Source organism: Streptomyces kronopolitis (assembly GCF_050953795.1).
Taxonomy (GTDB): domain Bacteria; phylum Actinomycetota; class Actinomycetes; order Streptomycetales; family Streptomycetaceae; genus Streptomyces; species Streptomyces kronopolitis_A.
In genome coordinates, this window is the sequence record NZ_CP191850.1 from 4,660,616 (window position 1) to 4,687,219 (window position 26,604).

The 26,604-nt window shown below is 71.8% G+C and carries 26 protein-coding genes and 1 pseudogene; 17 read left to right on the plus strand and 10 right to left on the minus strand.

The window, feature by feature from the left end:
• Positions 1–141 precede the first annotated feature (141 nt).
• The 10 genes from ACQP17_RS20600 (at position 142) to ACQP17_RS20645 (ending at position 8,708) form a co-directional block, all read left to right on the plus strand.
• Positions 142–1,119: a Rossmann-like and DUF2520 domain-containing protein gene (locus ACQP17_RS20600; protein WP_433857598.1), complete on the plus strand. Its 978-nt coding sequence runs from the start codon at positions 142–144 to the stop codon at positions 1,117–1,119.
• Positions 1,116–2,297, plus strand: coding sequence for a pantoate--beta-alanine ligase (panC, locus tag ACQP17_RS20605; protein WP_433857599.1), 1,182 nt, complete (start codon positions 1,116–1,118; stop codon positions 2,295–2,297). The genes ACQP17_RS20600 and panC overlap by 4 nt, the downstream gene beginning before the upstream one ends.
• Positions 2,294–4,069 carry an L-aspartate oxidase gene (locus ACQP17_RS20610; protein WP_433857600.1) on the plus strand — a complete coding sequence of 592 codons (1,776 nt, stop codon included), beginning with the start codon at positions 2,294–2,296 and terminating at the stop codon, positions 4,067–4,069. The genes panC and ACQP17_RS20610 overlap by 4 nt, the downstream gene beginning before the upstream one ends.
• Positions 4,066–5,202, plus strand: a complete 1,137-nt coding sequence (gene nadC / locus ACQP17_RS20615; protein ID WP_433857601.1) for a carboxylating nicotinate-nucleotide diphosphorylase — start codon at positions 4,066–4,068, stop codon at positions 5,200–5,202. Before ACQP17_RS20610 ends, nadC begins: the two co-directional genes overlap by 4 nt.
• A gap of 5 nt (positions 5,203–5,207) precedes the next feature.
• Positions 5,208–6,005 carry a type III pantothenate kinase gene (locus ACQP17_RS20620; protein WP_433857602.1) on the plus strand — a complete coding sequence of 266 codons (798 nt, stop codon included), beginning with the start codon at positions 5,208–5,210 and terminating at the stop codon, positions 6,003–6,005.
• Positions 6,006–6,177: 172 nt separating this feature from the next.
• Positions 6,178–6,807 carry a hypothetical protein gene (locus tag ACQP17_RS20625; protein WP_433859953.1) on the plus strand — a complete coding sequence of 210 codons (630 nt, stop codon included), beginning with the start codon at positions 6,178–6,180 and terminating at the stop codon, positions 6,805–6,807.
• Positions 6,808–6,855: 48 nt separating this feature from the next.
• Complete coding sequence (locus ACQP17_RS20630) at positions 6,856–7,035, plus strand: hypothetical protein (protein ID WP_433857603.1); 180 nt, start codon at positions 6,856–6,858, stop codon at positions 7,033–7,035.
• 170 nt (positions 7,036–7,205) lie between these two features.
• Complete coding sequence (locus tag ACQP17_RS20635; RefSeq protein WP_433859954.1) at positions 7,206–7,685, plus strand: BlaI/MecI/CopY family transcriptional regulator; 480 nt, start codon at positions 7,206–7,208, stop codon at positions 7,683–7,685.
• 9 nt (positions 7,686–7,694) lie between these two features.
• Positions 7,695–8,213 (plus strand): amino-acid N-acetyltransferase, encoded by a 519-nt coding sequence (locus tag ACQP17_RS20640; RefSeq protein ID WP_329148058.1) that lies wholly within the window; start codon positions 7,695–7,697, stop codon positions 8,211–8,213.
• Positions 8,214–8,369: 156 nt separating this feature from the next.
• Positions 8,370–8,708, plus strand: coding sequence for a histone-like nucleoid-structuring protein Lsr2 (locus tag ACQP17_RS20645; RefSeq protein ID WP_006604017.1), 339 nt, complete (start codon positions 8,370–8,372; stop codon positions 8,706–8,708).
• On the opposite strand, the gene ACQP17_RS20650 is transcribed toward ACQP17_RS20645, so the two are convergent.
• Positions 8,639–9,319 (minus strand): SCO3374 family protein, encoded by a 681-nt coding sequence (locus ACQP17_RS20650; RefSeq protein WP_433857604.1) that lies wholly within the window; start codon positions 9,317–9,319, stop codon positions 8,639–8,641. The genes ACQP17_RS20645 and ACQP17_RS20650 overlap by 70 nt on opposite strands.
• A gap of 498 nt (positions 9,320–9,817) precedes the next feature.
• Here ACQP17_RS20650 and ACQP17_RS20655 point away from each other — a divergent pair, with 498 nt between their 5' ends.
• Positions 9,818–12,343, plus strand: coding sequence for an ATP-dependent Clp protease ATP-binding subunit (locus tag ACQP17_RS20655; RefSeq protein WP_129294908.1), 2,526 nt, complete (start codon positions 9,818–9,820; stop codon positions 12,341–12,343).
• 154 nt (positions 12,344–12,497) lie between these two features.
• On the opposite strand, the pseudogene ACQP17_RS20660 reads toward ACQP17_RS20655, so the two are convergent.
• Positions 12,498–12,890, minus strand: a pseudogene (locus ACQP17_RS20660) (NACHT domain-containing protein); the annotation flags it as partial.
• A 663-nt stretch (positions 12,891–13,553) separates the two neighbouring features.
• Here ACQP17_RS20660 and ACQP17_RS20665 point away from each other — a divergent pair.
• The gene (locus ACQP17_RS20665; RefSeq protein WP_433857605.1) at positions 13,554–14,225 is read left to right on the plus strand and encodes a M23 family metallopeptidase; all 672 of its coding nucleotides are present in this window, start codon (positions 13,554–13,556) and stop codon (positions 14,223–14,225) included.
• On the opposite strand, the gene ACQP17_RS20670 is transcribed toward ACQP17_RS20665, so the two are convergent.
• On the minus strand, positions 14,207–14,818 hold the full coding sequence (locus tag ACQP17_RS20670) for a TetR/AcrR family transcriptional regulator (protein ID WP_433857606.1): 612 nt from the start codon (positions 14,816–14,818) through the stop codon (positions 14,207–14,209). The two genes, ACQP17_RS20665 and ACQP17_RS20670, sit on opposite strands and share 19 nt — an antisense overlap.
• A 141-nt stretch (positions 14,819–14,959) precedes the next feature.
• Between ACQP17_RS20670 and ACQP17_RS20675 the strand changes: the two genes are divergently transcribed.
• Entirely contained in the window at positions 14,960–16,600 is a 1,641-nt protein-coding gene (locus tag ACQP17_RS20675; protein WP_433857607.1) for an MDR family MFS transporter, read from the plus strand.
• A 143-nt stretch (positions 16,601–16,743) separates the two neighbouring features.
• On the opposite strand, the gene cseC is transcribed toward ACQP17_RS20675, so the two are convergent.
• Genes cseC through ACQP17_RS20690 form a run of 3 tightly spaced genes read right to left on the minus strand, consistent with a single transcriptional unit; the run spans position 16,744 to position 19,268 of the window.
• A complete protein-coding gene (cseC, locus tag ACQP17_RS20680; protein ID WP_433857608.1) occupies positions 16,744–18,048 on the minus strand; it encodes a two-component system sensor histidine kinase CseC in 1,305 nt (434 codons plus the stop codon).
• Between the two features lie 8 nt (positions 18,049–18,056).
• Positions 18,057–18,764, minus strand: a complete 708-nt coding sequence (gene cseB, locus ACQP17_RS20685) for a two-component system response regulator CseB (RefSeq protein ID WP_364880390.1) — start codon at positions 18,762–18,764, stop codon at positions 18,057–18,059.
• Positions 18,765–18,773: 9 nt separating this feature from the next.
• Positions 18,774–19,268 (minus strand): hypothetical protein, encoded by a 495-nt coding sequence (locus ACQP17_RS20690; protein ID WP_433857609.1) that lies wholly within the window; start codon positions 19,266–19,268, stop codon positions 18,774–18,776.
• Between ACQP17_RS20690 and ACQP17_RS20695 the strand changes: the two genes are divergently transcribed.
• The gene (locus ACQP17_RS20695; RefSeq protein ID WP_189100756.1) at positions 19,261–19,488 is read left to right on the plus strand and encodes a hypothetical protein; all 228 of its coding nucleotides are present in this window, start codon (positions 19,261–19,263) and stop codon (positions 19,486–19,488) included. The genes ACQP17_RS20690 and ACQP17_RS20695 overlap by 8 nt on opposite strands.
• 120 nt (positions 19,489–19,608) lie before the next feature.
• On the opposite strand, the gene ACQP17_RS20700 is transcribed toward ACQP17_RS20695, so the two are convergent.
• Both ACQP17_RS20700 and ACQP17_RS20705 read right to left on the minus strand, forming a co-directional pair.
• Positions 19,609–20,220: a SigE family RNA polymerase sigma factor gene (locus tag ACQP17_RS20700; RefSeq protein WP_433859955.1), complete on the minus strand. Its 612-nt coding sequence runs from the start codon at positions 20,218–20,220 to the stop codon at positions 19,609–19,611.
• A 382-nt stretch (positions 20,221–20,602) separates the two neighbouring features.
• Positions 20,603–21,562, minus strand: coding sequence for an A/G-specific adenine glycosylase (locus ACQP17_RS20705; RefSeq protein WP_433857610.1), 960 nt, complete (start codon positions 21,560–21,562; stop codon positions 20,603–20,605).
• Between the two features lie 192 nt (positions 21,563–21,754).
• On the opposite strand from ACQP17_RS20705, the gene ACQP17_RS20710 reads away from it, so the two are divergent.
• The 3 genes from ACQP17_RS20710 to ACQP17_RS20720 all read left to right on the plus strand — a co-directional run bounded on the left by ACQP17_RS20710 (position 21,755) and on the right by ACQP17_RS20720 (position 24,520).
• Positions 21,755–22,318 carry a pyridoxamine 5'-phosphate oxidase gene (locus ACQP17_RS20710; RefSeq protein WP_433857611.1) on the plus strand — a complete coding sequence of 188 codons (564 nt, stop codon included), beginning with the start codon at positions 21,755–21,757 and terminating at the stop codon, positions 22,316–22,318.
• Positions 22,319–22,582: 264 nt separating this feature from the next.
• Positions 22,583–23,380: a hypothetical protein gene (locus ACQP17_RS20715; protein WP_433857612.1), complete on the plus strand. Its 798-nt coding sequence runs from the start codon at positions 22,583–22,585 to the stop codon at positions 23,378–23,380.
• A gap of 156 nt (positions 23,381–23,536) precedes the next feature.
• Positions 23,537–24,520: an NAD-dependent epimerase/dehydratase family protein gene (locus ACQP17_RS20720; RefSeq protein ID WP_433857613.1), complete on the plus strand. Its 984-nt coding sequence runs from the start codon at positions 23,537–23,539 to the stop codon at positions 24,518–24,520.
• Positions 24,521–24,530: 10 nt separating this feature from the next.
• Here ACQP17_RS20720 and ACQP17_RS20725 read toward each other — a convergent pair whose 3' ends face one another.
• The gene (locus ACQP17_RS20725; protein WP_433857614.1) at positions 24,531–25,358 is read right to left on the minus strand and encodes a DUF817 domain-containing protein; all 828 of its coding nucleotides are present in this window, start codon (positions 25,356–25,358) and stop codon (positions 24,531–24,533) included.
• Between the two features lie 114 nt (positions 25,359–25,472).
• On the minus strand, positions 25,473–26,597 hold the full coding sequence (disA, locus tag ACQP17_RS20730; protein ID WP_364880380.1) for a DNA integrity scanning diadenylate cyclase DisA: 1,125 nt from the start codon (positions 26,595–26,597) through the stop codon (positions 25,473–25,475).
• Positions 26,598–26,604: the final 7 nt, after the last annotated feature.

A 26,604-nucleotide genomic window follows, 5' to 3' on the forward strand; every position in this document is an offset into this window, starting at 1 on the left:
CCGCGACCCCTGTGGATAACTCGGGCGGGAGACCCCCGTCTCACCTTGTGCACAACGCGGAAGGCCGCCGGAAACACTCGCGTAGCATGGCGATGAATCGTCCGGTACCCCCCGCGGACTGGAACGGAAGGCCATCGCCGCGTGAATGCACAGCCACCCACCGAGGCCCAGGACCGACCCGCCCGGCTGACCGTCGGGGTCGTCGGCGCCGGCCGTGTCGGGCCCGCCCTCGCCGCCGCGTTGCGGCTCGCGGGGCATCGTCCCGTCGCCGTGTCGGGAGTCTCCGACGCCTCCGTACGACGCGCCGCCGAGCTGCTGCCCGACGTCCCGCTGGTCACCCCCGCCGAGGTGTTCGCCCGCGCCGACCTCGTCCTGCTGACCGTCCCCGACGACGCCTTGGCCGGCCTGGTCAGCGGCCTCGCCGAGACCGGCGCCGTGCGCCCGGGCCAGCTGCTGGTGCACACCTCCGGGCGGTACGGCACCGCGGTGCTGGACCCGGCCACCCGCGCCGGGGCCCTGCCGCTGGCGCTGCATCCGGCGATGACGTTCACCGGCACCTCCGTGGATGTCCAGCGGCTGGCCGGCTGCTCGTTCGGGGTGACCTCGCCCGACGAGCTGCGGATGGCGGCGGAAGCGCTGGTCATCGAGATGGGCGGGGAGCCCGAGTGGATCGCGGAATCGGCCCGTCCGCTCTATCACGCGGCGCTCGCCATCGGCGCGAACCACCTGGTCACCCTGGTCGCCCAGGCCATGGAACTGCTGCACGACGCGGGTGTGCAGGCCCCTGACCGGATGCTGGGCCCGCTGCTCGGCGCCGCCCTGGACAACGCGCTCCGCTCCGGTGACGCCGCGCTGACCGGCCCGGTCGCCCGGGGCGACGCCGGCACCGTCGCCGTCCACATCGCCGAGCTGCGCCGGCACGCCCCGCAGAGCGTCGCCGGGTATCTGGCCATGGCCCGTACGACCGCGGACCGTGCGCTGTCCCACGGTCTGCTCAAGCCCGAACTCGCCGAGGACCTGCTCGATGTCCTCGCCGGCTCCGACGACGGCTCCGGCACCGCCCCTGGCCCCCGGGGCCCGGGCCCCGACGCCTCCGGTCCCGAGGGGGACGAGCGATGACGCGCCAGGAACCGCAGCCGCCGGTGGATCCGGAGCTCCCCGCCGAGTCGGCCCGGCCGGGCCCCGGACACCTCCTCCACACCGCCGTGGAGCTGCGCGATCTGCCCCGCAGCTCCGGTGGGGCGCGTGCGGTCGTGATGACCATGGGCGCGCTGCACGAGGGCCATGCCACCCTGGTGCGCGCCGCGCGCCGCCGCGTCGGCCCCCGGGGGCAGGTCGTCGTCACGGTCTTCGTCAATCCGCTGCAGTTCGGCGCCGGCGAGGACCTGGACCGCTATCCGCGCACGCTGGAGGCGGACGTCGAACTGGCCGCCGCGGCCGGTGCGGACGTGGTCTTCGCGCCGTCCGCCGACGAGGTCTACCCGGGCGGGGAACCGCAGATCCGGATCGCCGCCGGGCCCATGGGCGGCCTCCTGGAGGGCGCCAGCCGCCCCGGACACTTCGACGGCGTCCTGACGGTCGTCGCCAAGCTGCTGCATCTGACCGCGCCGGACTGCGCGTTCTACGGGCAGAAGGACGCCCAGCAGCTCGCGGTGATCACGAGGATGGCCGCCGACCTCAACTTCCCCGTCGAGATCGTCGGTGTCCCCACGGTCCGTGAGGAGGACGGGCTCGCCCTGTCCAGCCGCAACCGCTACCTCTCCGGGCCGGAGCGGCGCACCGCGCTCGCGCTGTCGGGGGCGCTGTTCGCGGCGCGCGACCGGCTCGCCGCCGAGGAGGCGCTGCGCGCCCGCGCCGCCTGCGCCGGCCATCCCGCCCAGGACCGCGCGGCGGGGCTGGCCGCCCTCGGTGAGGACCGGGCCGCCGCCGACGCGCACGCCGTCGCCTACGCCGCCGCGGTGCCCCCGCACGGGCCGTCGGTGGCGCGCGCCGCGGCCCACGCGGTGCTGGCGGACGCGGCCCTGCTCGACCCGCCGCTGGTGCTCGACTACCTGGCGCTGGTCGATCCGTCCGACTTCACCGAGGTCCCGGACGACTACGAGGGCGAGGCGATCCTCGCCGTCGCCGCCAAGGTCGGCATCACCCGCCTCATCGACAACATCCGTCTCCTCTTCGGGGCGCAGGGCACGCCGCCCGCCGCCCCGGGCGGAGCCACCCCGCGCGCCGCCGGCTCCGGCGCACCCGCCGACGACCCGGCCACCCCCCACCCCCACGGCCCCCTCGGAGCGACCCGATGACCGCCCAAGGAACAGGTACCGCACCCGGCCTCCTGCCGGGCAGCGGCATACGTCTGACCGCCCCCGCCCCTGGCTGGTCCCTGGAGGCGGACGTCGTCGTCGTGGGCTCCGGGGTGGCCGGGCTGACGGTCGCGCTGCGCTGCGCCGCGGCCGGCCGCCGGACCGTCGTCGTCACCAAGGCCCGCCTGGACGACGGCTCCACCCGCTGGGCGCAGGGCGGTATCGCGGCGGCGCTCGGCGAGGGCGACACCCCCGAGCAGCATCTGGCCGACACCCTCGTGGCCGGCGCCGGACTGTGTGACGAGGAGGCCGTGCGCACCCTGGTCACCGAGGGCCCCGACGCGGTCCACCGGCTCATCCGGACCGGCGCGCGCTTCGACACCGCACCGGACAGCGAGGAGATCGCGCTGACCCGCGAGGGCGGCCACCACCGCCGCCGGATCGCGCACGCCGGCGGCGACGCCACCGGGGCGGAGATCTCCCGCGCGCTCGTCGAGGCGGTCCGCGCCGCCGGCCTGCGCACCGTCGAGAACGCCCTGGTCCTGGACCTGCTCACGGACGCCGAGGGCCGCGCCTCGGGCGTCACCCTGCATGTGATGGGGGAGGGCCAGCACGATGGCGTCGGGGCCGTGCACGCCCCGGCGGTGGTGCTCGCCACCGGCGGCATGGGTCAGGTCTTCTCCGCGACCACCAACCCGGCGGTCTCCACCGGCGACGGGGTGGCGCTGGCGCTGCGCGCCGGCGCGGAGGTCTCCGACCTGGAATTCGTCCAGTTCCACCCGACCGTCCTGTATCTGGGCCCCGAAGCGGAGGGCCAGCAGCCGCTGATCTCCGAGGCCGTACGGGGCGAGGGCGCCCATCTCGTCGACGCCGACGGGACCCGCTTCATGGTGGGGCAGCACGAACTCGCCGAGCTGGCCCCGCGCGACATCGTGGCCAAGGCGATCATGCGCCGGGCGCACGAACAGGGCGTCGAGCACATGTATCTGGACGGCCGGCACTTCGGCGCGCAGATGTGGGAGAACCGCTTCCCGACCATCCTCGCCGCCTGCCGCAGCCACGGCATCGACCCGGTCAGCGAGCCGATACCGGTTGCCCCGGCCGCCCACTACGCCTCCGGCGGCGTGCGCACCGATCTGCGCGGGCGCACCACCGTCCCCGGCCTCTACGCCTGCGGTGAGGTCGCCTGCACCGGCGTGCACGGCGCGAACCGTCTCGCCTCCAACTCCCTCCTGGAGGGCCTGGTCTTCGCGGAGCGGATCGCCGCGGACCTCGCCGAAGGCCCCGCGACGCACCCCGCACCGGCGCCCGCCGCACACCCCGCGCCGGCGCCCGCGCCCCGTACCACCCTCCCGCTCCTCGTCCCCGAGGCCCGCGGCGCCGTGCAGCGGATCATGACCGCCGGCGCCGGGGTGCTGCGCAGCGCCGAGAGCCTGGCGCAGGCCTCCGCCGCCCTGGACCGCCTCCACCGCGAGGCCGCGGGGACGAGCGCCCCGGCCGCCGCGCACAAGGCCCCCGAGCCCGGCGTGGAAGCATGGGAGGCGACCAACCTCCTGTGCGTCGCCCGGGTACTGGTCGCCGCGGCACAGCGCCGTACGGAGACCCGCGGTTGCCATTGGCGCGAGGACCACCCGGAGCGGGACGATGCCTCCTGGCGCCGGCACTTCCGGATCACCCTGGACGCGGACCGCGCGCTGGACCTCCGTACGACGCGGACCGCCGGATTCCCGCCGACCGCCGGCGACGGCCCCCGGGCCACCGCCACCCCGTGACCACGCCCGACCGCAACAACAGACCACCGGGGGCACCCCACCCCCCTCCCGGAAGACGGAGCCACCCCGTGAGCAGCACCCGCGACGACCTCCCCCTCCTCCAGATCGGCGGGCCCGCCGGCGACACCCCCAGCGGTGGCTGCGGCGACGCCTGCGGCTGCGGCGGCGACGAAGGCTCGTACGAACTCGACCCGCTGAGCTGCGGCCTGGACCCCGACCTGGCCGCGCTGCTGGTGGCCGCCGGGCTCGACCCCGTGCAGGTCGAGGACATCGCGCACCTCGCCCTGGAGGAGGACCTCGATCAGGGCGTGGACGTCACGACCGTGGCGACCGTCCCCGAAGACGCCGTCGCCACCGCCGACTTCACCGCCCGCGAGGCCGGCACCGTCGCCGGGCTGCGGATCGCCGAGGCGGTGCTGTCCATGGTGTGCACCGACGAGTTCGCCGTCGAGCGGCACGTCGAGGACGGCGACCGGGTCGAGGCCGGCACCGTGCTGCTGAGCGTCACCACCCGCACCCGCGACCTGCTCACCGCCGAGCGCAGCGCGCTGAACCTCCTGTGCCGGCTGTCGGGCATCGCGACCGCGACCCGGCGCTGGGCGGACGTGCTGGAGGGGACCAAGGCCAAGGTCCGCGACACCCGCAAGACGACGCCGGGGCTGCGCGCCCTGGAGAAGTTCGCGGTGCGCTGCGGCGGCGGCGTCAACCACCGGATGTCGCTGTCCGACGCGGCGCTGATCAAGGACAATCACGTGGTCGCGGCGGGCGGCGTGGCGGCGGCCTTCCAGGCCGTGCGCTCCGAGTTCCCCGGGGTGCCCATCGAGGTGGAGGTCGACCGCCTCGACCAGATCCCGCCGATCCTGGACCAGGGCGCCGACCTGATCCTGCTGGACAACTTCACCCCGGAGCGGACCCGCGAGGCCGTGGAGCTGGTCGCCGGCCGCGCCATGCTGGAGTCCTCGGGCCGGCTGACGCTCGACAACGCCCGGCCCTACGCCGAGACCGGCGTCGACTACCTCGCGGTGGGGGCGCTCACGCACTCCTCGCCGATCCTCGACATCGGCCTTGACCTGCGCGAGGACGCGGACCCCACGGCGCTCGCCCCGGACACCGCGGCACGCGAGGACGGCTGACCGCCATGCTGTTGACCATCGACGTGGGCAACACCCACTCCGTCCTGGGGCTCTTCGACGGTGAGGAGATCGTCGAGCACTGGCGGATCTCCACCGACGCCCGCCGCACCGCCGACGAGCTCGCCGTCCTGCTCCAGGGCCTGATGGGGATGCATCCGCTGCTCGGCGACGACCTGGGCGACGGCATCGAGGGCATCTCCATCTGCTCCACGGTGCCCTCCGTGCTGCACGAACTGCGCGAGGTCACCCGCCGCTACTACGGCGACGTCCCCGCCGTCCTGGTGGAGCCCGGCGTCAAGACCGGCGTGCCGATCCTCATGGACAACCCCAAGGAGGTCGGCGCCGACCGGATCATCAACGCCCTGGCCGCCGTCGAGCTCTACGGCGGCCCCGCGGTGGTCGTCGACTTCGGCACGGCCACCACCTTCGACGCGGTGAGCGCGCGCGGTGAGTACGTCGGCGGCGTGATCGCGCCGGGCATCGAGATCTCCGTCGACGCGCTGGGCGTCAAGGGCGCCCAGCTCCGCAAGATCGAACTGGCCCGGCCGCGCAGCGTCATCGGCAAGAACACCGTCGAGGCCATGCAGTCCGGCATCCTCTACGGCTTCGCGGGCCAGGTCGACGGCGTGGTGCAGCGGATGGCACGGGAGCTGGCCGACGACCCGGAAGAGGTGACCGTGATCGCCACCGGCGGGCTGGCCCCGATGGTGCTCGGTGAGTCCTCGGTGATCGACGCGCACGAGCCGTGGCTCACCCTCATCGGTCTGCGGTTGGTCTACGAGCGCAATATCACCCGCTCGTAGCGGAAACGGCGGCTTTGCGCACCGGACTCCGGCCGGTCCCCACCGGCCGCCGGTACGCCGCGCGCGCGGTGGCGCGGCTCGCTGCCGCGCCACCGTTCACGAATTAAGCGGCTTTTGTCGAATTCGGTCGTAAAGTCGCCACATGCCAATGCCAAACGGAACCCGCGGCGGCATGGCGTTCAGCGCCGATGAGTTGCGTGTGCTCCGTCGCGCCCTCGCCCATGCCCTTGAACCGACGTCCCACCCCGCACCGCTCCGGGCCCCCGTGCCCGAGTGGTCACAGGACATCCAGGAATATCTCCGGCTGGCCGAGGCGGTGGACGAGGCGGTCCGCGAAGGCGGCCGGCTGCGCGCCTTCCTCCTCGCCGACCTCGCCCGCTACCGCGACGCCCTGCCCGGCTCGGCGGTCGGCTACCTCGCGCAGCTGACCGAGGCGCTGGCCGCCGGGCACGTACCCGGCCCCGACGACCTCGCCGCCCTGCGCGACCTCAGCGCCCGCCCGGCCACGATGGCCGAGTGCGCACGCCGCAAAGCCCTGCTGCACCACTGCGAGCAGCTGGCCGAGCACTCCGTACGGGCCAGGCTGCGCGCGCTCCCCGGCGGCCGCTCGGCGGCCCTCGACGGGCGCGAGCGCGAGCCCGACCGGGAGCCGAAACCGGACCGGAAACCGGAACGCACACCGGAGCCCGCCCCCTCGCCGCGGCCGAAGTCGCCCCGCCCGGACCGGCCGATCCCCACGCCCGGCGAGGTCTTCCCGCCCCGGAGGAAGCCAGCCCCGCCCCCCGAGAGCCGCACCGCCTGAGCGCTGCGTACTCTCGAAGGGTCACATTCCTGAAGGAGGCCGAACGGCATGGATTACGTCGCAGCGCTGCTCCCGCCCGTGGTGATGGCCGTGGCCTTCACCGCTCTGATCGTGACCATGGTCAAGAGCCAGGGCGGGGCGAACAAGTCCAAGGAGGACGCCGCCGTGGACGCCGTGCTGGCCCGCACCGAGTCCGCCGCCCAGGAGCCCCGCGGGCAGGGCGCCTGACCTCCCGCCGCCTTTCGGCGGCCCGCACGCACGGTACGACCCGGGAAACACCGTCCCGGGTCGTACTTCCTTTTTCCGGCACAAACGCCACGAGATCAACGGGCATTCACGACATCTCCCACTATTGTTCTTGTGTGCCGAGACGCTTGGGTGATCTGGAAGACGCGGTCATGACGCGGGTCTGGGAGTGGAACCGCCCGGTCACCGTTCGAGAAGTCCTGGAAGATCTGCAGAAGGAACGGTCGATCGCCTACACCACGGTCATGACCGTATTGGACAACCTCCACCAGAAGGGCTGGGTGCGCCGCGAGGCAGAAGGCCGCGCCTATCGATATGAGGCGGTCTCCACTCGCGCCGCCTACGCGGCCGCACTGATGAACGAGGCATGGTCGGCCAGTGACAACCCCGCGGCCGCCCTGGTGGCCTTCTTCGGCATGATGTCGCCGGAACAGCGACAGGCCTTGCGCGATGCCGTGCGGATGGTGGAAGTCGACGAACCCGCGGACGGCGCGGAACAACAGGCACAACCGGCACAAGCGGCCGCGCCGGCGGAAGAAGGCCGGGCACGGGCGGCACCCCGAGCGGCCGGGGAAGCCGGATCCGCCGAAGGGGATGAACCCGGGGCGAACGCCACCGGCAAGGGGCGATAGCGTCCCCGCATGCCTCCGCATTCAAAAGGCCTCACCGTGCGCCGCGCCAGGACCAGCGATGTTCCGGCCGTACGCCGGCTCATCGACGCCTACTCACGTGACGGGATCCTGCTCGACAAAGCCACCGTCACGCTTTACGAGGACATCCAGGAGTTCTGGGTCGCCGAGCGGGACGAAGACGCCGAGGTCGTGGGCTGCGGAGCGCTCCACGTCATGTGGGAAGACCTGGCCGAGGTCCGCACACTGGCCGTGGATCCGCGGCTCAAGGGGTCGGGAGTCGGCCATCAGGTCCTGGACAAGCTGGTGCGCACCGCGAGCTGGCTGGGAGTGCGGCGCATTTTCTGTCTCACCTTCGAAGTCGACTTCTTCACCAAGCACGGCTTCGTGGAGATCGGCGATGCCCCGGTAGACGGTGATGTCTACAGTGAGCTGCTGCGTTCCTATGACGAGGGCGTTGCGGAGTTCCTGGGCCTCGAACGAGTGAAGCCGAACACCCTGGGTAACAGCCGGATGCTTCTGCACCTGTGAGGAGTGTTCTATGTCCGAATCGCTCCCCTATCTCATGGCTACGGAAGCATGCGTTCCCCGGTCTGCGGGCAAGTGAACCCTACCCAAGGGTTTGTGTTTTTCCCGGAAAAGCGGTTTGCTTTCCGTCGTAATCCGCATTCGATGAAAGGGAAACCGGTGGCACAGAAGGTTCAGGTTCTTCTTGTCGACGACCTCAACGGTGGCGAGGCGGACGAGACGGTGACGTTCGCTCTCGACGGCAAGTCCTACGAGATCGACCTCTCCGACAGCAACGCCCAGAAGCTTCGCGAGTCGCTTGCCGACTTCGTGAAGGCGGGTCGCCGTACCGGTGGCCGCGCTTCTTCCGGTCGTGGCAAGTCCCGTGCGGCGGCTTCCGGCGGCAGCCAGGACACCGCGAAGATCCGCGCGTGGGCGAAGGAGAACGGCTACAACGTCAATGACCGTGGCCGGGTCCCCGCCGACATTCGCGAGGCATTCGAGAAGGCCAACGGCTGATCGCCGTTCGCGCGGTCCGATTGGGCATTACCAGCACGCCACAACCGGGCACGGTGGCACTCGGTGGCCGCCGCGCTCACGAGCCGTACGAGGTCGGGGGCGCCCCCGACGTCCCCGATTCCTGCTCCCGGCCCCGTGGTGGGCAGGGAATTCTCCGCCTCGTACCCGGGTCGGGGAGGTCGCACCCACCCCGCGGCCTCCCTCGCACCGAATCCGTATGACGGTGCCGGACCCGTGGGGAACGCGGGTGCGGGCATCCGGTCTCCGGTCCCACGCGCCGTGAGATCGGGCGCGAGCGCGCCCCACTCCAGCCATTCCAGGATTCCCGGGAGTTCCTCGGCGCCGCCGGCTGCGATGAAGATGAGCAATTTCGGCCGATTACCCGGCCGATTTCCGTCGCGTCCGGTCCGAAGCAGTGCCACCGGGCCGGTACAGGGCAGCCGGCGGAGTACGGCGTACCCCGCATCTGCGGGCATCTCCAGGAGATCGAAGCGCACCCCCGCCAGCAGTTCCACCGGTTCCCCGCCGGTGGTCGGCCAGCCCATTTCCTCCTCGTACCACCGTCGGACGGCGGCGAGGGGGCTGCGGGGGCGCGGAAGCACGCGGGCCATGCCCGGTGCAACTGCCGGAATGCCAGGAAGTTACGCTGTGTAGAGGTATGGATACTTTCCGCTTCCTCGTGCGGCGCATGCGGGAGCATGCGGCGGCGTGCGGATGTTCGCCCGTAGCGGATGGAAGCGGCCCGCGCCGCATGGAGTGTCAGTGGCAGCGGGTAAGACAGTCTCAGTGGGAAGAGACCGTGTGACCGGCGCCCGAGGCGATACGCCCCGGCCGGTGGCCGACGGCGGACGGCGTGTCGGCACCCGGCGCGTTCGCCACGGGCGTAGTGGCAGAGGGCGTATATGCCTGGCCTGCGGGAACATCGTCTCGCACCATCGAGTTGGAGCAGATGTCAGCTGTTCGGCAGTAAATTTCCCCGCCGGAGCGGGGGTGATCCGGACGGGTGTCGGCAGTTGGAATGAGCTGTCCCGCCCCGCGGGACTAGCATGCGGAAGGACAGGGAGGGGACCGACCCCTAACTGCCTGACCGCTCTGAGGAGCGATTAACGATGTTCGAGAGGTTCACCGACCGCGCGCGGCGGGTTGTCGTCCTGGCTCAGGAAGAAGCCCGGATGCTCAACCACAACTACATCGGCACCGAGCACATTCTCCTGGGCCTGATCCATGAGGGTGAGGGTGTCGCCGCTAAGGCCCTGGAGAGCCTCGGGATTTCGCTCGAGGCGGTCCGCCAGCAGGTGGAGGAGATCATCGGGCAGGGCCAGCAGGCCCCGTCCGGACACATTCCCTTCACCCCCCGTGCCAAGAAGGTCCTGGAGCTTTCGCTCCGTGAGGCCCTCCAGCTCGGCCACAATTACATCGGTACGGAGCACATCCTGCTCGGCCTGATCCGCGAGGGCGAGGGCGTCGCCGCCCAGGTCCTGGTGAAGCTGGGCGCCGATCTGAACCGGGTGCGGCAGCAGGTCATCCAGCTGCTCTCCGGCTACCAGGGCAAGGAGGCCGCCACGGCCGGCGGCCCCGCCGAGGGCACGCCCTCGACCTCCCTCGTCCTGGACCAGTTCGGCCGCAACCTGACGCAGGCCGCTCGCGAGACCAAGCTCGACCCGGTCATCGGGCGCGAGAAGGAAATCGAGCGGGTCATGCAGGTGCTGTCCCGCCGTACCAAGAACAACCCGGTCCTCATCGGCGAGCCCGGCGTCGGCAAGACGGCGGTCGTCGAGGGCCTGGCGCAGGCCATCGTCAAGGGCGAGGTGCCCGAGACCCTCAAGGACAAGCACCTCTACACCCTCGACCTCGGTGCCCTGGTCGCCGGCTCCCGCTACCGCGGTGACTTCGAGGAGCGCCTGAAGAAGGTCCTCAAGGAGATCCGCACCCGCGGCGACATCATCCTGTTCATCGACGAGCTCCACACCCTGGTGGGTGCGGGCGCCGCCGAGGGCGCGATCGACGCCGCGAGCATCCTCAAGCCCATGCTGGCGCGAGGCGAGCTGCAGACCATCGGTGCCACCACGCTCGACGAGTACCGCAAGCACCTGGAGAAGGACGCGGCCCTGGAGCGCCGCTTCCAGCCGATCCAGGTCGCGGAGCCGTCGCTGCCGCACACCATCGAGATCCTCAAGGGTCTGCGGGACCGCTACGAAGCGCACCACCGCGTCTCCATCACGGACTCCGCACTGGTCGCCGCCGCGACGCTCGCCGACCGCTACATCTCCGACCGCTTCCTGCCGGACAAGGCGATCGACCTGATCGACGAGGCCGGCTCCCGGATGCGCATCCGCCGGATGACCGCGCCGCCGGACCTGCGCGAATTCGACGAGAAGATCGCCGATGTGCGCCGGGAGAAGGAGTCCGCGATCGACTCGCAGGACTTCGAGATGGCCGCGGGCCTGCGCGACAAGGAGAAGCAGCTCCTGGCCGCGAAGGCGAAGCGGGAGAAGGAGTGGAAGGCCGGCGACATGGATGTCGTCGCCGAGGTGGACGAGGAGCTGATCGCCGAGGTGCTGGCGACGGCCACCGGCATCCCGGTCTTCAAGCTCACCGAGGAGGAGTCCTCCCGGCTGCTGCGGATGGAAGACGAGCTGCACAAGCGCGTCATCGGCCAGAAGGACGCCATCAAGGCGCTCTCCCAGGCCATCCGCCGTACCCGTGCCGGCCTGAAGGACCCCAAGCGTCCCGGCGGCTCGTTCATCTTCGCCGGTCCGTCCGGTGTCGGTAAGACGGAGCTGTCCAAGACGCTGGCGGAGTTCCTCTTCGGTGACGAGGACGCGCTGATCTCCCTCGACATGTCGGAGTTCAGCGAGAAGCACACGGTCTCGCGGCTGTTCGGTTCGCCTCCCGGCTACGTCGGCTACGAAGAGGGCGGCCAGCTCACCGAGAAGGTGCGCCGCAAGCCGTTCTCCGTCGTGCTCTTCGACGAGGTCGAGAAGGCCCACCCGGACATCTTCAACTCGCTGCTGCAGATCCTGGAGGACGGTCGCCTGACCGACTCCCAGGGCCGGGTCGTGGACTTCAAGAACACGGTCATCATCATGACGACCAACCTCGGCACGCGGGACATCTCCAAGGGCTTCAACCTCGGCTTCGCGGCCCAGGGCGACACCAAGTCCAGCTACGAGCGGATGAAGAACAAGGTCAACGAAGAGCTCAAGCAGCACTTCCGCCCCGAGTTCCTCAACCGTGTGGACGACACCGTCGTCTTCCACCAGCTGACCGAGGAAGACATCATCCAGATCGTCGACCTCATGATCGCCAAGGTGGACGAGCGGCTCAAGGACCGCGACATGGGCATCGAGCTCAGCGGCGAGGCCAAGTCGCTGCTGGCCAAGCGCGGGTACGACCCGGTGCTCGGCGCCCGTCCGCTGCGCCGCACGATCCAGCGCGAGATCGAGGACGCTCTCTCGGAGAAGATCCTCTTCAGCGAGCTGCGTCCCGGCCACATCGTGGTCGTCGACGTCGAGGGCGAGGGTGAGGCTGCCAAGTTCACCTTCCGCGGCGAGGAGAAGTCCGCACTCCCGGACGCCCCGCCGATCGAGTCCGCCACCGGCGGCTCGGGCCCCAACCTGAGCAAGGACGCGTAACCGCGCACCGCGCGCACCTCTCGCACGGGAACTGCCCCGGAACCGTTTCTGACGGGTCCGGGGCAGTTTTGTGTGCGGGGCCCTAGGTACGGGGGCGGGGGTAGCGGGCGGCCGTGATCTGTGGCGGCGGGGCAGCACGCAGGTCTGGAGGCCACAGGCCGCGCCCGCAGGCTCCAGAGACGGCCTCCAGCCGTGCGGCGAGGGCCGGGGCGCCCAGGTGGACGGCCTGGAGGTCGTCCATGTCGAGGTTGCCGAGGGCGCGCAGTGTGGTGGCCAGGGCGTCGGCCACCGCCTGGTCCTCGTCCGTGGGCACGGGGCGCTCGCCGGGGCCGGCGGTCCGGACGGCGCGGGTCACCAGCTCGGCCGCGATCCGGTGCAGGTCCTGGTCGGAGAGGGTGCGCCGCTCGCCGGTGAAGCTGACCAGGCCGGAGATCCGGACCGGCTTCGCCGCCAGGCCGGCGCCCGGGCCCTCCTTGACGAAGAGCTTCCTGACGAGGGGTGCGACCACGGCGGAGGTGAGTCGGACACCCAGTGCTGTCGGGTCCATGGTGCGGTTCCGCCCTCCCCCGTGGCCGGTGTTGTCGTCCGTGGCCGGTGCATTCGTCCCGTCCGGCCAGGCTAGGGCGGCCGCGGGCGCGGCGGGGCGGGGTTCGGCCAGGTGTCCGTGCGGGGGCGGGGTGCGGCGGCATGGGGCGGAAAGCTGTGGCGCCGGTCACGGAATTCGCTTCCGTATTGGCGGGGGAATTGCTTTTCGGTGGGGCGTGAGTAACCCGCGTCACAGCATTATGAGTAGCCCAGGTCACAGTGAAAAGGCATTTGATCTTGCCTATCGGTGACATGGCGCACAGGCGATTTTGGCCCTACTAGAGGGATTAGGGGTGGGCGGGGGCGGTGGTTCGGGGGGCGTGGGGGGCGCGGGTGCGCAGTGAGGGGGAGGTGAGGGCCGGGCGGGGGGTCGCCCGTGCAATGGAGGGGTAAAGGGCCTGTTCAGAGGGCCTTTGTGGGGCAGTGGGAGTGTCCGTGATGTCCGGAAGTGGCGGTTTCGTGCGGTGTTCGGGGGTGGGGTCAAGGGGTGGATTTGACCGGCCTTTGGTACGGGCCCGGTTAGTAGAAAGGCCCCTTGGCGGGGCGGCGCAGGCGGGTTACCAAGGAATGGCAATCCCGGTCCGCAGCCGGGGAGCCAATCACATTCTCTGGAGGGAAAACCCGCATGCCCAAGTTCACCGCTCTCCGCAATTCCAAGAAGTCCGCGCTCCGCAATCGCGTCGCCGTCGTGGCCGCCGGTGTCGGCGTGACCGCCGCACTCGGTGCCGGTATCGCCACCGCCGCCGACGCGGGGCTGCAGCACCTCACCTCGGGTGTCGGTTCGACCGTCACCGCGCAGGCCGACGCGCAGGCCAAGTCCGTCGCCGATGCCAAGGCCGCCGCGGCCAAGGCGAAGAAGGACGCGGCCAAGAAGGCCGACGCCTGGGTCAAGCCGGTCGACAAGTACACCCTGGGCGAGCCCTTCGGCATCGCCGGCAGCCACTGGTCGCACAAGCACAGTGGTCAGGACTTCGTCGTGCCGACCGGCACGCAGGTCAAGGCCGTCCACAAGGGCACCGTCGTCAAGGCCGGCCCCAATGGTGGCGGCGACGGCCCGGCGTACGGCAACGCCATCGTCATCCAGCACGAGAACGGCACGTACACCCAGTACGCGCACCTGTCACAGATACAGGTGCAGGTCGGCCAGCAGGTCGGCACCGGCCAGAACATCGGTCTGTCCGGCAGCACGGGTAACTCCACCGGTCCCCACCTGCACTTCGAGGTCCGCACCGGTCCCGACTACGGGACGGGCGTCGAGCCGACCGGATTCCTGCGGGCTCACGGCGACGCCGTCTGAGCTGAGTCCGGCCGGGCTGGCCGGCGGCTCGGCGGGTTTGCCGCCGTGACCAGTTCTGTGGCGACCTCGAGGATGGCCTTGCGCTTCTCCTCGGGGTCGCCCTCCACGTGCTGCATCGCGAACATGCCCGCGTGCATCGAGAACAGCGCCGTGACGCAGCGCACCTGATCAGCCAGCTCCGAGTCGGGCTCCTTCAGGAGGTCGCAGAGCGTCAGCATCCGCTCCTTGAAGCGCTCGCCGATGCTCAGCTCGCGCACCGCGGCCTGGTTCTCCTGCATGAAACGGAAGAGCGGCTCGGCCGACCGCAGCGCCTCGCCGTAGCGCCGGATGACCTCCTGCTTGGTCTCCAGGGTGCGCGGCTGTTCCCCGGCCCAGGCGACCAGATCGTCGATCGGCCTGGTCAGGTCCTCGAACAGGCTGATGACGATGTCTTCCTTGGTCTTGAAGTGGTAGTACAGCGCCGCCTTCGTGACCTCCAGCTTTTCCGCGATCTCGCGCAGCGAGGTCTTCTCGTAGCCGTGTTCGGAGAACAGTCCCAGAGCGACGTCCTGAATGCGCTGGCGGGTGTTCCCCCTGCGCCCTTGTGTGCTCACGGTGTTCTCCTGCGTCGTCGGTGCCGGTCAGGGGGCCGCCCGGCCGGGTCGAAGGGAAACTTACTTGACGCCCGGCAAGTTGGCCGCCTATCTTCTTCAGTGTACTGAACTAGCCGGGCGGCAAGTAAGTGGGAGTGAGTAATGGGGAAGTCGCGCTCTGCGACCCCGACGGGGGACGGACGGATAGCGGCGTCGACGGGAAGACCGGACGCCGCACAGCACACGCAGGACAAGCAGCCGGCCAGCGTGCGGGTGGTGCTCTTCGCGCTGATGATCGCGATGCTGCTCGCGATGCTGGACAACATGATCGTCGGCACCGCGATGCCGACGATCGTCGGTGAACTGGGCGGGATGGACCACCTGTCCTGGGTGGTGACCGCCTACACGCTCGCGACCGCGGCCTCGACGCCGATCTGGGGCAAGCTCGGCGACATGTACGGGCGCAAGGGCGTCTTCCTGTCGTCCATCGTGCTCTTCCTGATCGGCTCCGCGCTGTCCGGCATGGCGCAGGACATGGGACAGCTGATCGGCTTCCGCGCCGTGCAGGGGCTGGGCGCGGGCGGTCTGATGGTCGGCGTCATGGCGATCATCGGCGACCTGATTCCGCCGCGGGAGCGCGGCAAGTACCAGGGCATGATGGCCGGCGTCATGGCCGTCGCGATGATCGGCGGACCGCTGGTCGGCGGCAGCATCACCGACCACCTCGGCTGGCGCTGGAGCTTCTACATCAACCTGCCGCTCGGCGCGATCGCGCTGATCATGGTGACCGCGGTGCTGCACCTGCCGAAGAAGCGGTCGCAGACCCGGATCGACTACGCCGGCGCCGCGCTGCTCACCCTGGGCATCACCTCGCTGGTGCTGATCACCACCTGGGGCGGCACCGAGTACGACTGGCTGTCCGGCCAGATCATCGGCCTCGGGGCGCTCGGCGTCGTGGCGCTCGCCCTCTTCGTACTGGTGGAGCGCAAGGTCGGCGAGCCGGTGCTGCCGCTGCACATCTTCCGTAACGGCAACTTCGCGCTGGTCACCCTGATCGGCTTCCTGGTCGGCTTCGTGATGTTCGGGTCGATGACGTTCCTGCCGCTGTTCCAGCAGACCGTGCAGAACGCCTCGGCCACCAACTCCGGTCTGCTGCTGCTGCCGATGCTGCTCGCGATGATGGCCGTGTCGCTGTTCGCCGGGCGGGTGACCACCCGGACCGGCAAGTACAAGATCTTCGTCGTGGTCGGCGGCGGCCTGATCACCGCGGGCCTGGCGCTGCTGTCCCTGATGGACACCGGCACCACCCGCTTCACCTCGGGTGTCTACATGGCGGTGCTCGGCGCCGGTATGGGATTCCTGATGCAGACCACGATGCTGATCGCGCAGAACAGCGTCGAGATGAAGGACATGGGCGTCGGCTCGTCCTCGGCGACCCTCTTCCGCACGATCGGCGGCTCCTTCGGCGTCGCGATCTTCGGCGCGATCTTCACCCACCAGGTGCAGACCACGATGGCCGAGCGGATCGGCGCGGCCGGTGCGAAGGTGACCGGCGGCGGGGCCCAGATGGACCCGAAGGGGCTGGCCAAGCTCCCGCCGGCGATCAAGGACGCGTACGACCACGCGGTGGCGACCGGCACCCACCACGTCTTCCTGTGGGGCGCGCTGATCAGCGTCGTGGGCTTCGCCGCGGCGTGGTTCCTCAAGGAGGTGCCGCTGCGCGGCGCCCCGACCCAGGCTGCCGGGAACCCGGAGGGTGGGGACGCTCCGGTGGACCGGATGGCGATGGCGGAGACCGTCTGATCCGGTACCGGTTCTCGGCCCACAGCGGCCCCCGGCAGGAAACTGCCGGGGGCCGCTGTGCTGGTTTCGGGGCCGGGCGGGGCGCAGGACGTCGTGGACCGCCGGGACCGGGGGCACCGGGAGGACCGGCGCCGCCGTCCCCGTCAGCGGTCGGGAAGCTGGATGACCGGGAAGCTGCCCGTATTGGTGGGCGCGTTCTCCGGGAGCCAGAGGACGGCGACGGCGCCGGTCGAGCCGTCGGTGAGGGCATCGGCGTTGCGGAAGGTGAGGCGGGCGCCCAGAACACGGGCCTGGCCGGCCGCGATGGTCAGACCCAGGCCGTGGCCGCGGCCGGCCCGGTCGCTGCTGCCGGTGCGAAAGCGGCTCGGGCCCTCCCGCAGCAGCGCCTCGGGGAAGCCCGCACCGTGGTCGCGGACCCGCAGCACCCGGCCCTCGACGGTGACCTCGATCGGCGTCCTGCCGTGCCGGGCGGCGTTGGCGATGAGATTGCCGAGGATCCGCTCCAGGCGGCGCGGGTCGGTGCTGACCTCGGCGTCCCGCGCGATCTCGACGACGATGTCGCGGTCGAGGGCGTGCACCCGGCGGGAGACGAACTCGCCGAGCACCACGTCCTGGAGTTCGGCGCGCTCCGCGTGGCCGTCCAGCCGGGCCACTTCCAGGACGTCCTCGACGAGGGTGCGCAGCGCCTGCGCCCGGTCGCGGACCAGCTCGGAGGGGCGGCCGGGCGGCAGCAGTTCGGCCGCGGTCAGCAGCCCGGTGACGGGGGTGCGCAGCTCGTGCGCGATATCGGCGGTGACCCTCCGCTCGGCCTCGATGCGCTCCTGGAGGGCATCCGACATGGCGTCCACGGCCCAGGCCAGATCGTCGGTCTCGTCGCGCACCCGCCCGCTGCCGACCTCGTCGCGGATACGGACCGAGGTGTCGCCGTCGGCGAGCTTGCCGGCGGCCGCGGCGGCCTTGCGCAGCCGCTGCGAGAGCCGTCCGCCGACGAGGACGCCCAGCGCGCAGCCGCCGACCACCACCGCGGTCGAGCCGATGACCAGCGCCTGGTCCAGGTCGTCCAGGACGGTGAAGCGGTCGCGGGACCGCTTGTGGACGGAGAGCACCCGGCCGTTGCCGAGCGGGGCGGCGGCCCACACGTCGGGGGCGGTGTCCCCGGTGTCGTCGAGGTAGGTGGCGCGCTTGTTCTTGGCGACCTCGTCGCGCAGCGGCTCGGGCAGCTCCGGATCGTTGATCTTGGCGCCGAACTGCAGCCGGTTGGTCGACTCGAAGATCCGCTGGGTCAGGTCGAGCAGCTCGATCTGATCGTCGCGGCTGCTGTCGAGCATGGAGTGCCGGGCTGCGTTGTGCACGACAAGGCTCAGCGCGATCGCGACCAGGGCTCCGACGAGCGCGATCGCGGCGCTGAGCTTCCATCTCAGCCCCGTCCGCAGGGCCAGCCTGACCACCGGCGGTGTCAGCCTCTCAGTTTGTATCCGAAGCCGCGGACCGTCTCGATCCGGTCCTGGCCGATCTTGCCGCGCAACCGCTGGACGTGGACGTCCACGACCCGGGTGTCACCACCCCAGCCGTAGTCCCAGACCCGCTCCAGCAGGCGGTCGCGCGAGAGGACCGTACCCGGCGCGTGGGAGAACTCCAGCAGCAGCCGCATCTCGGTCGGTGTCAGCGCGACGTTCTCGCCGCCCTTGCGGACCTCCATGCCCTCGGTGTCGACCTCCAGATCGCCGAAGCGCAGCAGCGTCTCGGCGGGGTCGTCCGCCTCTGCGCGCAGGGCCGCGGCGTCCGGGCCGCCGGCGTGGCCGAAGCGGCGCAGCACGGCGCGGATCCGGGCGACCAGCACCGCGCCGTCGAACGGCTTGGTGACGTAGTCGTCGGCGCCGGCCTCCAGACCGAGCACCACGTCGATGGAGTCGGCGCGCGCCGACAGCATGATCACCGGGACCGTCGACTCGTCCCGGATCCGTCGGCACAGGCTGACGCCGTCCAGCCCCGGCACCATCACATCGAGCAGCGCGATGTCCGGGCGGTTGGCGCGGAACGCCTCCAGGCCCGCGAGCCCGTCGGGCATCGCGGTGACCGCGAAGCCGTCCCGCTCCAGTGCGAGCTGGGTGGCTTCGCGGATGACGTCGTCGTCCTCGACGAACAGCACATGCGTCTCGGCCATGCGGTGGTCTCAACCCTCCGATGTCGTGCCGGCGTCCGGCGTCGCCTTGTTGTAGTCCGTGTGCGAGCTGGTGTGCTTGACGAAGCGGCCGTTCTTCCAGCGGTAGCTGGTCACGTCCTCCCCGGAGGGGCAGCACACCTTGTCCCGGGCGGCGTAGGTCTGCCGTGAGACCTCCAGCTCGCCCTTGTTGAGCCCGGCGTACACCGACGGCTGCTCATTGGCGTACACCTCGTCGTACCCGCCCTTCGCGCCGTCGCGCTTGCGGTAGACGTAGGAGCCGATGCCGACGGAGTCCGCGCAGGTCATGACGTTGACGATGATATCGGGGGAGGAGCTGCCGGTCAGGGACGCATACGTCACCTCGACCGGGTAGGCGTCGGCGGCGCACGGCTTGTGGAGGCTCTGCTTCACATAGCTGCCGACCTTGGGGTCGCCGCGCAGCAGCTGGATCGCGTTGACCTTCTTGCCCTTGGGGGTCGAGGTCGGGGTGGGGGTGGTGTTCACCGCACCCTTGGGGGCGGGGGTGGCGCCGGCCGACCCCTCGCTGCGCACGCCCTCGCCACCGGGATTGCATCCGGCCAGCAAAAGGCCGACGGCGGCCACCCCCGCCGTGGCCGCGCCGCCTTTGGTCAACCCCGTTCTGGTCAACCTGTTCCTGGACAATCCGCTCCCGCTCACCGTGCTGCTCGCACAGCTGCTGTTCCCGCTGCTGTTCCTGATGTGATTGTCGCGCGTACAGCCGTGAGCCGTAAGGCACCCGCCGATGTGTCCGCTTTATTCAGTAATGCCGAGATGGTGCGTGGGCGCCGCGCGGTGCGGTGCGTCACGGGCCGTGCGCCGCCGGTCAGGCCGCGCACCGCTCCTGCCCCCGCCCCCGCTCGCCGCGCTCCAGCATCCGGGCATCGATGTCACGCATCTGCAGTTCCTGGCGCAGCCGCGCGAGGGCACGGTGCAGGGTGCTCTTCACGGTACCCGTCGACATGCCGAGCGCCGCCGCGGTCTCCTCCGTGCTCATCTGCTCCCAGTGGCGCAGCACGACGACGCTGCGCTGCTTGGGCGCGAGCACCCCGAGGATGTCCATCAGCAGGGCGCGGTCGGCGCGCTGCTCGGAGCCGTCGTCCACGCTCGCGTCCGGGAGCTGCTCGGTGGGCACCTCCTCCAGCTTGCGCGCCCGCCACCACTCGGTCCGCGTGTTGATCATGACGCGGCGGAGGTAGGCGTCGGCCAGCGACTTGTCCGCGATGCCGTCCCAGCGGCCGTAGGTGCGCACCAGTGCCGTCTGCAGCAGGTCCTGGGCGTCGACCGGGTCGGGTACCAGGCGCCGGGCGCTCCGCAGCAGTGCCTCCTGCCGCGTCCGCACGTACTCTTCGAAGTCCAGTACCTTGCCGCCGCTGGTCGCCATATCGACGCCTCCGATCCGCTTTCGATTCCCCACGTTGACCGTGCTGGCGGTCATCTCCAGCACGAGGGAGACGCTACGGAGGAGGTGTTGCGGCGTAGTGTGCGTCGGCACCACAGCGGATGCACGGAAAACCCTCGGTTGTGTAACAGCCCACCGGGGGTCATACCTCGGACGGACGGCGGGCTCCCGGGCGTCATCCTCCGGGGGGAGAAGCGCCCCCGCCGGAAGGTCTAGGGGCCGTCACGACGCGGCAACCGGCCCGCGAGGGGGTCTTCTTCAGGGCACATCGCGGTGCTTTTCCGGTCATCACGCCCGGGAAGATCCGGGCATTGCACCCTGAAAGATGAGGTGAGATCAGAATCGGTTGCCCGGAAACGCGAGACGCGGCCGCCGAAGCGGCCGCGCCCCTGTATCCCCGTGAACGGTGCCGGCCGCGCTACGTCAGCGGCAGCCGGTAGCGGCCGCCGCCGAGCGGCTCCACCAGACCGTCCGAGACCAGCCCGTCGAGCGCCCGGGCCCGCTGCACCGGCTCGTCCCACACCGCGTCCAGCACCTGCTGCGGCACCGGCGCGACCGCCTCGCGCAGCACGGCGAGCAGCTTGCCGCGCACCTGCCGGTCGGTACCGGCGTAGGTCTGGATGCGCCGCGGCGGACCGTCGTGGGCCGGGGACCCGGCCTGCCGCCAGGCGCACTGCGCGGCGATCGGGCAGCGGCCGCACTCCGGCGAGCGCGCCGTGCACAACAGCGCACCCAGCTCCATCGTGGCCGCCGCCCAGCGCGCCGCCAGCTGCTCGTCCTCCGGCAGCAGCGCGCGGGCGAGCTTGCGCTCCGCCGCGGTGGTGGCGTTCGGCGGGAACTGGCGGCCGGCCACCGCGCGGGCGAACACCCGGCGCACATTGGTGTCCAGCACCGCGTGCCGCTGCCCGTAGGCGAACGAGGCGACCGCCGCTGCGGTGTACTCGCCGACGCCGGGCAGCGCGAGCAGCTGGGCGTGCTCGCGCGGCACGTCCCCGCCGTGCCGCTCCTGTATCGCGGAGGCGGCGGCGTGCAGACGCAGGGCGCGGCGCGGATAGCCGAGGCGGCCCCAGGCGCGCACCGCTTCACCGGGCGCCTCGGCGGCCAGGTCGGCGGGGCGCGGCCAGCGGGCCAGCCACTGCTCGTAGACCGGCAGCACTCTGCTGACCGGGGTCTGCTGCAGCATGAACTCGCTCACCATCACACCCCAGGCGCCCGCCTCGGGGCGGCGCCAGGGCAGATCGCGGGCGTGCTCGTCGAACCAGTCGGTGACCGGGCCGTGCAGCGCGGTCCCGTCGGCGGCTCCCGCGGCCGCGTCGGCGGCGGGGGCGGTCTCGGCGGCGGCGGTCGTGGCAGTGGTGGTGACAGGCGTCGAAGTCATGGCACTGACGATCCTGGCACGTCGGGGGGCGCCCGGGAAACGTGCCGGGCCCGCCCCGCCGCGCGTCCACCCGCGCGCAGGACGGCCGGGGGTGCACGGGTGGCGGTTACCAGCGGTATGCGGTATCCGGTGCTGCGCCCGGGGCGGGGGCCCGGCGCGCGCCGGCCGCTCCCGCCGGGTGAGGATGCGGTCATGGCGGAAAAGACCGGTGCGGAAATCACGAACGGCACGGGCGGGTCGGCCTGCCCGGAGGCGATCCGGCGGGCGCTCGGCGCGCACACCACGATGACGCTGGCGTACGCGGACGAGGACGGGCCGCAGGCCTGCGCGGTGCTCTACGCGGCGGACGCGGCGGACACGGCGGACACGGCGGGCGCGGCGGACGCGGCGGACACGGCGGGCGGCGGTGCGGCCGGCGCCGGGCCGGTGCTCTACTTCGTCACCGCGACCGGCACCCGCCACGGCCGGGCGCTGGCCGGCTCCGGCGGCCGGGCCGCGTTCACGGCGCAGCAGGACGGTCAGGAGTGGAGCGGGCTGACCGGGCTTCAGGGCCGGGGTCGCTGCCGCGTCCTGGCCGGCGCCGAGCGGGCCGCGGGCTGGCAGGTCTACCTCGCGCGCTTCCCGTTCGTCGCCGGGAGCGAGCGGCTGCGCGGCGCCCTGGAGCGGACCTCGCTGTGGGAGCTGCGCCCCGACTGGCTGCGGCTGATCGACAACGGGCGGGGCTTCGGGCACAAGGAGGAGTGGTCGCGGGGGTGAGGCCGGGGGCACCCGGGGCGCGCGGCGCGACCGGGGTGCGGGGCCCGTGCCGGGCGCCCCCGCGCGGTCTCCCTGAAGGGCCGGCCCCCGTACCCGGCCTTCGTGATCAACTGCCGTACGGGCCCGGCTTCGACGGGACCTCGCACCCCGTTCGGGAAGCTCGCCTCGTCCGGGGCGCCGCCTCCGGGCAGATGATGGGAAAAGTTGCACCGGATGCGGCGGGTACTGGCCGGTGCGGCCGCCGATCCCCCGTAGAGTTTCCGCGTGGGATCACTGCGCAATCCGATCGGGCCGCTTCCCTCCTCCATCTACTGGCGGCGGAGGGCCGTTGCGCTGGCCGTCGTCGTCCTGCTCGCCCTGCTGGTGGTGTGGGCGCTCAACTGGGGCCGGGGCGGCGGCGGAAGCGATGACGAGGGCAAGGGGTCGCAGGGACACGGGCCCGCGACGTCCATCACGCCCGGCCCCTCCGGCAGCGGCCCCGCGATCAGCGAAAAGCCGGGCGGACGCGGGGAGTCGGGCGGCGGGGGTGCCGGCTCCGGCGGCTCCGGTTCGGCGGGCGGCGACGACGCCCCCGGCGGCGGTCCGGGCTCCGGCGGCTCCGGCGGCGGGCCGATCGGCCAGGGCTCCGACGCGCACGCCGTCGAGGCCGGCACCACCCTCCCCAACTGTGTGTCCGACCAGGTCGAGTTGGTCCTGCGCAGCGTCAAGCACTCCTACGCGCCGGGCGCCGAGCCGAAGTTCGAGCTGACGGTCAAGAACGCCGCCGGCGCGGCCTGCAAGGTGGACCTCGGGCGGAAGGCCGCGGTGCTCACCATCACCGACAGCGCCGGCGACGACCGTGTGTGGGCCTCGAACGACTGCCCGTCGGGCACCGCGCCCGCGCTGCTGAAGGTGCCCGCCAAGGGCGAGGTGCAGCGCACCGTCGTCTGGGACCGGCGGGCCAGTGGTCCGCAGTGCGCGACGCCGAGTTCGGCCACCGTGCCGTCCGGCACCTACCGGATCGAGGCCGAGGTCCCGGGGCTGGACAAGGTCCACACGACCTTCGTGCTGGCCAAGGGCTGACGGCCCGGAGGCCACAGGTAGGGGCGGGCCGCCCCGGCCGGGCGGGCCCGCCGGAATGATCCGGGTGCCCACCCTCCGCCTGTGTTCGCCCAGGGTGATTCCGCCGAGAGCGTGCTTCCCTGGCCCCCGGCCGCCGGCGTCCGGCACAGTCGCCCCATGAAGCTACTGATGCTGGGCGGTACGGAGTTCGTCGGCCGGGCGGTCGCCGGGGCGGCGCTGGCGCGGGGCTGGGAGGTGACGGTCTTCCACCGCGGGAACCACGCACCGCCGCCGGGCGTGACGGCCCTGCACGGCGACCGCGCCACCCCGGCCGGGCTCGCGGCCCTGGAGCACGGCACCTGGGACGCCGTCGTCGACACCTGGAGCAACGCCCCCTCCGCGGTACGGGACGCCGGGCGGCTGCTGACCGGGCGCGCCGGGCGCTACGCCTACGTCTCCACCCGCTCCGTGTACACCTACCCGGCCCCCTACGGGCTCGACGAGGACGGGCCGCTGGTCGCCGGATCCGCCGACGACACGGCGTACGACGACTACGCGACGGCCAAGCGGGGCGGCGAACTGGCCGCGACCGAGGCGTTCGGCGACCGGGCGCTGCTGATCCGCGCGGGGCTGATCCTCGGGCCGTACGAGAACCTCGGGCGGCTGCCGTGGTGGCTGGACCGGATCGCCCGCGGCGGCCCGGTCCTCGCGCCGGGGCCGCGGGAGCTGGCGCTCCAGTACATCGACGCCCGCGATCTCGCCGAGTGGACCCTCGACGCCCTGGAGTCCGGGCTCGGCGGGGCGTACAACCTGGTCAGCGAGGCCGGGCACGCGACGATGGGCGAGCTGCTGGAGAGCTGCGCGCGGGTCACCGGCGCGGACGCGGAGCTGCGCTGGACGGCCCCCGAGGACATCCTCGCGGCCGGTATCGAGCCCTGGACCGAGCTGCCGGTCTGGCTGCCGCCCGGCGAGACGCGGGACACGCTCTTCGGCGGCGATGTGTCCAGGGCGCTGGCGACCGGGCTGCGCTGCCGTCCCGTCGGCGAAACGGTCGCCGACACCTGGGACTGGATGCGGTCCCTGGGCGGCACCGCCCCGCGGCGCACGGACCGGCCGGCGGTCGGCCTGGCCCCGGAGAAGGAGGCGGCGCTGCTGGGGTAGACACCCCTGGCTAGTGGTCGACCGCCGCGGCCGGCTCGTGCTCGCCCCCGCGAGCCGGCCGCCGAGGGGTGCGGGCCCGGCCGGTCGCCGCCAGCACGAAGGTGACACTGATCAGCAGCGACCAGGCACCGAACTTGTCCAGGCCGACCGGCTGCCAGCCGTGCAGCTGGTAGGGGTAGCGCCAGGCGCCGACGTAGGTGGCCGCGTTCTCCGCGACCCACAGGAAGAAGCCGATCAGGCCGAAGGACAGCGCCAGAGGCATCCGCCGCCGCACGCCCTGCACCGTGAAGCACACCCACGTTCCCGCGGTCACCACCAGGAGGAGACCCGCCAGCACCCACCGGGCGTCGGGCAGCCAGTGGTGGCTGAAGAAGTTGGCATAGATCAGGGCGGCCGTGACGGCCATGGCCCGGGTGCGGTACCGGACCAGTTCCAGGTCGAGCAGGCGCCAGGCCCGGCAGACGTAGCTGCCGACGGCCGCGTAGAGGAACCCGCCGTACAGCGGCACCCCCGCGAACTTCAGCACGGCCGGCCCGGGATAGCTCCAGGAGCCGAGCGAGACCTTCACGATCTCGAAGGCCAGGCCGATGACGTGGCAGCCGGCGATGACGGCGACGTCCCGTCCGCTCTCCCACCCGCGGAGCCAGAAGGTCAGCGTGAGCAGCACGCCGTAGCAGAACAGCACGTCGTACCGGGCCACGGGCAGCGCCGGCAGCAGCTTCGAGACCGCCAGGCCAGCGAGCAGGGCGCCGGCGAACGCGCAGGCCCTGGTCTGGCTCCAGGCGAAACCGAGGAGCTGGCGTAGCGGCGGGGTGGGCGCGGTGGCGGTCATGGACATGGGTGCCCCTGGGACGTGCGGTGTTGTCCCTACGGACGTGCCGTGCCGCCGGGTGGTTGCTCGGCAGGTCCGTGCGCCGTCATCCCGCAGCCCCGCTGAGCCAAACGCCAGGACTTAGACGTACCGCTCCAGGATCGACGACTCGGCCAGGCGCGACAGGCCCTCGCGGACCGAGCGGGCCCGGGCCTCGCCGACGCCGTCCACGGTCTGGAGGTCGTCGACGCTGGCGGCGAGGAGCTTTTGCAGCCCGCCGAAGTGGTCGACGAGGCGCTCGATGACCGTGCCGGGCAGCCGGGGGACCTTCGCCAGCAGGCGGAAGCCGCGCGGGGAGACCGCGGAGTCCAGCGTCTCGGGCGAGCCGCTGTAGCCCAGCGCGCGGGCCACGGTGGGCAGTTCGAGCAGCTCGGTGTGGCTGAGCGCGTCCAGCTCGGCGAGCGCCTCGGCCACCGTGCGCGAGCGCTTGGCGGTCGGCTGGGGGACGTAGTCGCGCACGACCAGCTCCCGCTCGGGCTCCACGCCGGCGATCAGCTCCTCCAGCTGGAGGGCGAGCAGCCGGCCGTCGGTGCCCAGCTCGACGACGTACTCGGCGATCTCGGTGGCGATCCGGCGGACCATCTCCAGGCGCTGGGCGACCGCGGAGACGTCGCGGACCGTGACCAAGTCCTCGATCTCCAGGGCGGAGAGGGTGCCGGCGACCTCGTCCAGCCGGAGCTTGTAGCGCTCCAGGGTGGCCAGCGCCTGGTTGGCGCGGGAGAGGATCGCGGCCGACTCCTCCAGGACGCGGCGCTCGCCGTCCACGTAGAGGGCGATCAGCCGCATCGACTGGCTGACCGAGACGACCGGGAAGCCGGCCTGGATCGAGACGCGCTGCGCGGTGCGGTGGCGGGTGCCGGTCTCCTCCGTCGGGATGGAGGCGTCGGGCACCAGCTGCACACCGGCCCGCAGGATCTTGGTGATGTCCTTGTCGAGGACCAGCGCGCCGTCGAGCTTGCACAGCTCGCGCAGCCGCGTGGCGGTGAACTCGACATCCAGCACGAATCCGCCGGTACACATGGATTCGACGGTCTTGTCGAAGCCGAGCACGATCAGTCCGCCCGTATTGCCGCGGAGGATGCGCTCCAGGCCGTCGCGCAGGGCCCGGCCGGGCGCGACGGCGCTCAGCGAGGCGCGCATCAGGGCCTCGGTGCCGGAACTGCCACCGGCCCTGCCGGGAGTCGATGCCCGGTCGTTGGCTGCCACTGCACTC